Origin of the sequence: Phenylobacterium sp., assembly GCF_024508875.1 — a bacterium.
GTDB lineage: Bacteria > Pseudomonadota > Alphaproteobacteria > Caulobacterales > Caulobacteraceae > Phenylobacterium.
This window is the reverse complement of the sequence record NZ_JANINU010000138.1, coordinates 1-6,286: the sequence shown is the minus strand read 5'-3', so window position 1 is coordinate 6,286 and position 6,286 is coordinate 1. Positions and strand designations below refer to the sequence as shown.

The 6,286-nt window shown below is 71.8% G+C and carries 8 protein-coding genes; 5 read left to right on the top strand and 3 right to left on the bottom strand.

What is annotated here, in order from left to right; genetic code table 11:
• The first annotated feature begins 323 nt into the window (after nucleotides 1-323).
• From Q0L11_RS11810 to Q0L11_RS11795, 4 genes are all read left to right on the top strand, one after another.
• Nucleotides 324-1,280 (top strand): MBL fold metallo-hydrolase, encoded by a 957-nt coding sequence (locus Q0L11_RS11810; protein WP_296597473.1) that lies wholly within the window; start codon nucleotides 324-326, stop codon nucleotides 1,278-1,280.
• Nucleotides 1,281-1,284: 4 nt separating this feature from the next.
• Nucleotides 1,285-2,268: an amidohydrolase family protein gene (locus Q0L11_RS11805; protein ID WP_296597472.1), complete on the top strand. Its 984-nt coding sequence runs from the start codon at nucleotides 1,285-1,287 to the stop codon at nucleotides 2,266-2,268.
• Between the two features lie 59 nt (nucleotides 2,269-2,327).
• Entirely contained in the window at nucleotides 2,328-3,017 is a 690-nt protein-coding gene (locus Q0L11_RS11800; RefSeq protein WP_296597470.1) for a hypothetical protein, read from the top strand.
• A gap of 163 nt (nucleotides 3,018-3,180) precedes the next feature.
• Nucleotides 3,181-3,858, top strand: a complete 678-nt coding sequence (locus Q0L11_RS11795; RefSeq protein ID WP_296597468.1) for a PEPxxWA-CTERM sorting domain-containing protein — start codon at nucleotides 3,181-3,183, stop codon at nucleotides 3,856-3,858.
• A gap of 74 nt (nucleotides 3,859-3,932) precedes the next feature.
• Here the strand turns inward: Q0L11_RS11795 and ruvC are convergent, their stop codons facing one another.
• The 3 genes from ruvC to Q0L11_RS11780 are packed head-to-tail and all read right to left on the bottom strand — an operon-like array spanning nucleotide 3,933 to nucleotide 6,012.
• Complete coding sequence (gene ruvC, locus Q0L11_RS11790; protein ID WP_296597467.1) at nucleotides 3,933-4,442, bottom strand: crossover junction endodeoxyribonuclease RuvC; 510 nt, start codon at nucleotides 4,440-4,442, stop codon at nucleotides 3,933-3,935.
• Between the two features lie 57 nt (nucleotides 4,443-4,499).
• Entirely contained in the window at nucleotides 4,500-5,192 is a 693-nt protein-coding gene (locus Q0L11_RS11785) for an SHOCT domain-containing protein (RefSeq protein WP_296597466.1), read from the bottom strand.
• A gap of 40 nt (nucleotides 5,193-5,232) precedes the next feature.
• Nucleotides 5,233-6,012: a site-2 protease family protein gene (locus Q0L11_RS11780; RefSeq protein WP_296597464.1), complete on the bottom strand. Its 780-nt coding sequence runs from the start codon at nucleotides 6,010-6,012 to the stop codon at nucleotides 5,233-5,235.
• An 86-nt stretch (nucleotides 6,013-6,098) separates the two neighbouring features.
• Between Q0L11_RS11780 and Q0L11_RS11775 the strand changes: the two genes are divergently transcribed.
• On the top strand, nucleotides 6,099-6,286 hold a 188-nt coding region (locus tag Q0L11_RS11775), incomplete at its 3' end, for a hypothetical protein (protein WP_296597463.1).

Below are 6,286 nucleotides of genomic sequence, written 5' to 3'. Positions count from 1 at the left end.
GGCCGGCGCGGCCCCCGCCGCGGCGATCATCGGCGCGGCCAGGGCGCCCTGGACAAGGGTTCGCCGCGAGGCGCGGGCCCTGGGCGCGGGGGCCTTGGGGGCGATGGCGTCTTGGGATGCGGTCTCGCTCATGGGGGCTCCCTGGGGCGACCGCGCCGTCGAGCGGCGCGCTAGAGCTGACTGTATGGTCAAATCCGCCTGCGTCAAGAATGTGGCGCGCTTCCCCCAACTCAGTGAGAGGGGCTCACGTTCTCCATCTCTATGTTGACCAAATAGTCGAAAAAGCCCTACGCATGGGGCCACCGAGGACGTGGAGGCGAGGAATGCGCGGTCAACTGGTTCTGGCGGCCGTCGCCTTGCTGCAGCTCGGTTTGCCCGCCCCGGCGGGGGCGGCGGACGCGGGCCTGACCTTCACGACCCTCGGCACGAACTCGGGGCCGATCCCGCGGGCCGACCGGTCGGAGCCCGCCAACCTGGTCCGCTACGGCGACCAACTGATCCTCACCGACGTGGGCGACGGGGCGGCCGAACAACTGGCGAAGGCGGGCGTGCGGCTGGGCCAGGTGCAGACGCTGGTCATCAGCCACCTGCATTTCGACCACACCGGCGGGCTGTTCGGGTTCCTGAGCCTGCGCTTCCAGAGCCGCCAGAACGGCCCGCTGACGATCTACGGGCCGCCGGGCACGCGCGAGCTGGTCGCCAACCTGTTCACGGCGATGCGTCCGGGCGAGTCGGCCTCGCGGACGATGGGGCCCAGCCTGTTCGGCCCGCCCGACGCGGGGGTGAAGATCGTCGAAGTGACGGACGGCAGCCGCTTCGAGGTGGGGCCGATCCGGGTCTCGGCGGTGGAAAACAGCCACTACCAGACGCTGGGCCCGCCGGCGGCGGACCGTCCCGTCTCGGTCTCGTATCGCTTCGACGCGCCGGGCCGCGCGATCGTCTACACCGGCGACACCGGCCCCAGCCCGGCGGTCGCCGCACTCTGCAAGGGGTCCGACACGCTGGTCAGCGAGATCATGGACCCGGGGCTGGCGGTCGCGAAGATCATCAAGGCCTATCCCAATTCGCCCCCCGCGGCCGCCAAGGCCGTGGAAGCGCACTTCCGGCTGGAGCACCTGTCGCCCACCGAGGTGGGCAAGCTGGCCGCGGCGTGCGGGGTCTCGAAGGTGGTGGCCACCCACAACGCCCTGGAGCGCGACGAGCTGGCGGGCGCCCGCGCGCAGATCGCGGCCGAGTTCAAGGGCGAGATCGCGCTCGCCGAGGACCTGCAGACGTTCTGACCCCATGTCCGACCCGACGACCCTCGACGTCCATGCGCACTTCCTGCCGCCGGTCTATCGGGAGGCGCTGGCGAAGGCCGGCCTGAAGACGGTGGACGGCGGCATGCCGGTTCCTGACTGGTCGCCGGAGCGGGCGCTGGCGATCATGGACGAGGTGGGGATCGCGGGGGCCGTCCTGTCGGTCTCGTCGCCGCATGTTTCCTTCCTGCCCGCGGACGAAGCGGCGGCGCTGTGCCGGGCGGTCAACGACTATGCCGCCGACCTGTGCGGTCGCTATCCGGACCGCTTCGGCGCCTATGCGATCCTGCCGCTGCCGGACGTCGCCGCCAGCCTCGCCGAGCTGGCGCGGGCGCTGGACGACCTCTCGCTGGACGGGGTGGCCCTGCCGACCCATGCGGACGGCGCGTACCTGGGCGATGCGAAGTTCGCCCCGGTGCTGGAGGCGCTGGACGCCCGAAGCGCGACCGTCTTCATCCACCCCACCGCGCCGGCCTGTTTCGAAGCCTTCGGCCTGGCGCTGCCGGCGCCGATGATCGAGTTCCCGTTCGACACCACGCGGACGGTGGCCAGCCTGATCTTTTCGGGCGCGCTGGAGCGGTTCGCGCGCATCAGGTTCATCCTGCCGCACGCGGGCGGCACCCTGCCGTTCCTGGCGACCCGCATGGCGGCGATCGGCGCCATCCCGGCCCTGGGAGCCCGCGCCCGGCCGCCCGCGGAGACGATGCAGACGCTGGCCCGGCTGCACTACGACACCGCCCTGGCGGCGGCGCCGCACCAGATCGCGGCGCTGCGGGCCATCGCCCCCGTCTCGCAGATCGTCTACGGCACCGACTTCCCGTTCGCGCCCGAGCCGGCGCTGCGGGCCGCGGAAGCCCAGTTCCAGGCTATCCCCTTCACGCCGGACGAGCGCGAGCAGGTGCGCATGGGCAATGCGCGGCGGCTGTTCGCGCCGTTCGCCGCGCGATGCTGCGGCGGCCGCCACGCCTGAGGCCGGACGGGCGTCAATCAAAGTTCGCGATTTGTTCTCGCGACGCCTATTATGCCGTCATGTCACAGCCTGCCCGTCCCCGCGCCGTCCGCACCCTCGCGCGGCAAGCTCCGCCCTCCGGGCTCTACGCCTCCTCGTACGACCCGGACGTGGCGGTGAAGATCTGCGCGCGGCTGGCGGCCGGCGAAAGCCTGCGGTCGATCTGCCGGGCCGACCCGTCGATGCCGACGGAGAAAACGGTGTGGAACTGGCGCCGGGCGCATCCCGACTTCGCGCAGGCGATGGCGGTGGTGCTGACCGTGAGGCGGGCGGAGGCCCGGCGGCGCTGGGCGGCGAAGACGCGAGCGCGGGCCGAGGCGCGCAAGGCCCGGGCGGCGACGTCCGCCGACGGCCGCGCGCGGATCGCCCACCGCAGCGGCTATGGGCCCGAGGTGGCCGACGCCATCTGCGCCCGGCTGTGCCTGGGCGAGCCGCTGTATCGCCTGTGCGAGGACCCGGCGATGCCGTCGCTGGGCACGGTCTACAACTGGCTGCGGCGCCACCCGGAGTTCCAGGCGCAGTATCGGCGGGCGCGGGACGTCGCCTTCGCGTTCCTGGTGGAGACGGCGGCCGACGGCGCGCCGTGGCTGGGACACGAGGGCAAGTCGATGCGGGCGCTGGCGCGGATCGTGAAGGGCGCCCACCGGCGCTGCGCCAAGATCGCTCCGCGGACGTTCGGGGCCGGGGTGTACGGGCCGGAGGACGACTGAGGCGCCGCGGGGCGCCATTGGGGCGCTATCGGGAGAAGCGTCGGGCGGCCGACAATTTTGCGGCGCCGCTGGAACTTTCGCATCGCAACAAAGGTTGCCCGTTCGCCGCCCGTCGTGCGGCACAGGGGGCTATTCCGCCTCTTGGTCCCAGGGGATGACACGGATGAACCTGAAACCACTTCACGCCCTCGCGGGCGCAGCGGTCCTTGCGATGGCCGCAACCTCGGCGAACGCCGCCGTCACCTTCATCGGCTACGGCACGGACCTCGGCGAAGGCGAAACGCTGATCACCGACTTCGAGGGCGGCCCCACCCTGGCCGAGGTGCTGCTGGCCCAGCCCGGCTTCACGCTGAGCGGCGACGCGGAGCTGTTCACCGGCTCGATCACCGGCCTGACGGCGGCGCCGGCGTTCAGCGCCGACACCCGCGACACGACGCAGTATCTCAGCCTGACGGACGCCGACCAGGTCGCCGTCCTGACCACGCCGGGGGTTTCGGCCCTCAGCTTCTACGTGGGCTCGCTGGACAGCTATAACAGCTTCACCTTCCAACTGGCGGACGGGACCAGCCAGGTTGTGACGGGCGCGATGCTGGCGGCGCTGCCGGGGATGGCGGCCAACGGCAGCCAGACGGGCTTCACCAGCAACGGGCGGCTGACCTTCAGCTTCGACAGCGCAATCACCCAGGCGACCTTCCAGTCGGGCGGCGCCGCGCTGGAGATTAGCGACATCACGGCCGTCACCCTGGTGCCGGAACCGGCGACCTGGGCGATGATGATCCTGGGCTTCGGCGGCGTTGGCGGGCTGCTGCGCCAGCGGCGGGCGGGTCTGCTCGCGGCTTAAGGCCGGAGGAAGCGTGTCTTTCCAGGGGCGTCGGACTTCAGGTCCGGCGCCCTTTTCCGTGGGCGCGGCCGGCGTCAGGCGACGCGGCGGGCGGTGCGGGCGTGGGCGTGGGCGATGGCGACGGCCAGGGCGTCGGCGGAGTCGGCGGCCGTCTTGCCGGCCGAGGGCAGAAGGCGGGCGATCATCCAGCCCACCTGGGCCTTGTCGGCGCCGCCCGTGCCGACGACGGCCTTCTTGACCACAGTGGCGGCGTATTCGGCGACGGGCAGGCCCGCGCGGGCGGGCACGATCATCGCCATGGCGCGGGCGTGGCCCAGCTTCAGCGCCGACTGGGCGTTGTTGTTCATGAACGTCTCCTCGACCGCGGCCTCATGCGGGCCGTGGGCGGCGATCACCGCCTCGATCTCGGCGAACAGGCAGAGCAGGCGCTCGGCGAAGGGCAGGGTGTCCTTCGGCGCGATGACGCCGTGGGCCACGTGGCTGATGCGGGCGCCCTCGCAGGCGATCACGCCCCAGCCCGTGCGGCGCAGGCCGGGGTCGATGCCGAGGATGCGGATCTGTTGCGGGCGAATCGGGGCGTTCATCGTCTGTTCCGGAAGCATGCCCGAACGACGAAGGCGCGGGAATGGTGAACGGAGGGTTTAGGCGCGTCCCAGGATCTTGGCTTTCATCTCCTGGAACTCGGCGTCGCTGATCGCGCCCGCGTCGAGCAGTTCCTTGGCCTTGCGGATCTCGTCGACCATCCGTTCGCCCTGCGCGCCCGAGCCGGCCGCCTCGCCGGCGCCGATGACCACCCCGCCAGAGGCGGCGCGCGTCTCCTCCAAGCCGCGCACCCGGCGCTTCTCCTCCCAGGCCTGTTCCTCGTACTGGGCCTTGGCGTACATGGCCGCAGCGGCGTCGCTGGCTATGCCATCGACGTAGATGCCGGCGCCGCCGGGCGCCAGGGTGTCGAACGCGAGGTTCGACCCGCAAAGCGCAGGCGCGATGTTCTCCTCCAGGCGCGCGTCCTTCAGGTCCTTCCACTGCATGTCGGCCATCCGGAAGCCGCCCAGCAGGCCGCGCTGGATGACCAGGATGCGGCTGGAGGTGATGGCGATCGCTGCGCGGCGCTTGAAAAGGGCGAAGACCCGGTTCTGGATCGCGCGGGCCACGACCGTTTCGCCGGACATGAGGGTCTTGTCGAGCTGGGCGTTCGCCTTGTCGGCGCGTTCGGCGGCGCCCAGGAAGACCATGGCGGCCCAGATCGCCAACGGGACGAGGCCGACGCCGAAGCTGAGCACCACGATCAGAAGCCAGATGCCCACCGCCTGCGCCAGGCTGACGACGCCCTTCATGCCGTTTCTCCGCTCCCGCGTGGAACGGCGACGCTAGCACTCACCGCCAGAAGTGGAAGGCGTCCCAGCCGGCCTGCATGGCGTCGGGCGGCGCGCCGAGCGTCGACGCGAGGACGGCGGCGAGGCCGAACAGCAGCTCGCTGAACCCGGGCAGCAGGAAGAGGGCCGCGAGGAGCGCCAGGATCGCCAGGCCCTCGGCCTTGCGGATCGCCGGCGCCCAGGCGCGGGGCAGGAAGGGCTGGATGGCATTGAAGCCGTCGAGCCCCGGCAGCGGCAGCAGGTTGAGGATGAGGGCGGTCGCCTGCAGGAACGCCAGCATGGCCAGGGCCGCGAAAAGTGTGCGCGGCATGGTCGCGCCCAGGTTCAGCACGGCCGTCAGGACCAGCAGGACGACGAGCGTGGCGCCCGGCCCGGCCAGTGAGGCGGCGGCCCGCCAGCTACGGCTGCGCATCAGGTCGTCGCGCAGGTAGACCGCGCCGCCGGGGAAGCCGATGCCGCCCAGCGCCAGGGCCAGCAGCGGGATCACCAGGCTGGTCCCCAGGTCGCCGTAGCGCCGCGGGTCGAACGACAGGTAGCCCTTGTCGCGCACGGTGTGGTCGCCGGCGAGGTAGGCGACGCCGGCGTGGGCGAACTCGTGCGCCATCACCGCCAGCACCCAGCCGGTGAGCACGAAGGCGAAGGTGAGCGGGCTGGCGGCCGGCGGCGCCAGGGCCAGGGCGGCGCCCAGCGCGACGAAGGCGGCCAGCAGGGCGAGGCCCACGAGGTTGTTCGGCGGGGCGGCGGGCTTGGCCGGAGCGGCGGCGGTCATGGCCTCTGACATAGGCGCGTTCCTCGCCCGTGGGGAGCCTCGGCTTGACTTGCCTCCGCGCGGCGTTTGGCATCGTAGAGGCTGGGGGAGGACGATCCATGGACGATGCGACGCCGCAGGCGCCGGCGCTGAACACGCGCGAGCGGCTGGACATGCTGCTTTCGCAGATCATCGAGCATCCCGAGCGGCGGGTGGAGATCTCGGAGGAGATCGAGCGAGACTTCACCCAGCGCCGGGCGGTGCTGGTGCTGGACATGAGCGGCTTCTCGCGCACGACCCAGGTGCA

What these genes read in the sequence shown, in the direction of transcription:
- ruvC (WP_296597467.1), bottom strand. Translation starts at nt 4,442, where the DNA reads ATGAACGCCCCGATTCGCCCGCAACAGATCCGCATCCTCGGCATCGAC.
- Q0L11_RS11785 (WP_296597466.1), bottom strand. Translation starts at nt 5,192, where the DNA reads ATGAAGGGCGTCGTCAGCCTGGCGCAGGCGGTGGGCATCTGGCTTCTG.
- Q0L11_RS11780 (WP_296597464.1), bottom strand. Translation starts at nt 6,012, where the DNA reads ATGTCAGAGGCCATGACCGCCGCCGCTCCGGCCAAGCCCGCCGCCCCG.
- Q0L11_RS11805 (WP_296597472.1), top strand. Translation starts at nt 1,285, where the DNA reads ATGTCCGACCCGACGACCCTCGACGTCCATGCGCACTTCCTGCCGCCG.
- Q0L11_RS11795 (WP_296597468.1), top strand. Translation starts at nt 3,181, where the DNA reads ATGAACCTGAAACCACTTCACGCCCTCGCGGGCGCAGCGGTCCTTGCG.
- Q0L11_RS11810 (WP_296597473.1), top strand. Translation starts at nt 324, where the DNA reads ATGCGCGGTCAACTGGTTCTGGCGGCCGTCGCCTTGCTGCAGCTCGGT.
- Q0L11_RS11800 (WP_296597470.1), top strand. Translation starts at nt 2,328, where the DNA reads ATGTCACAGCCTGCCCGTCCCCGCGCCGTCCGCACCCTCGCGCGGCAA.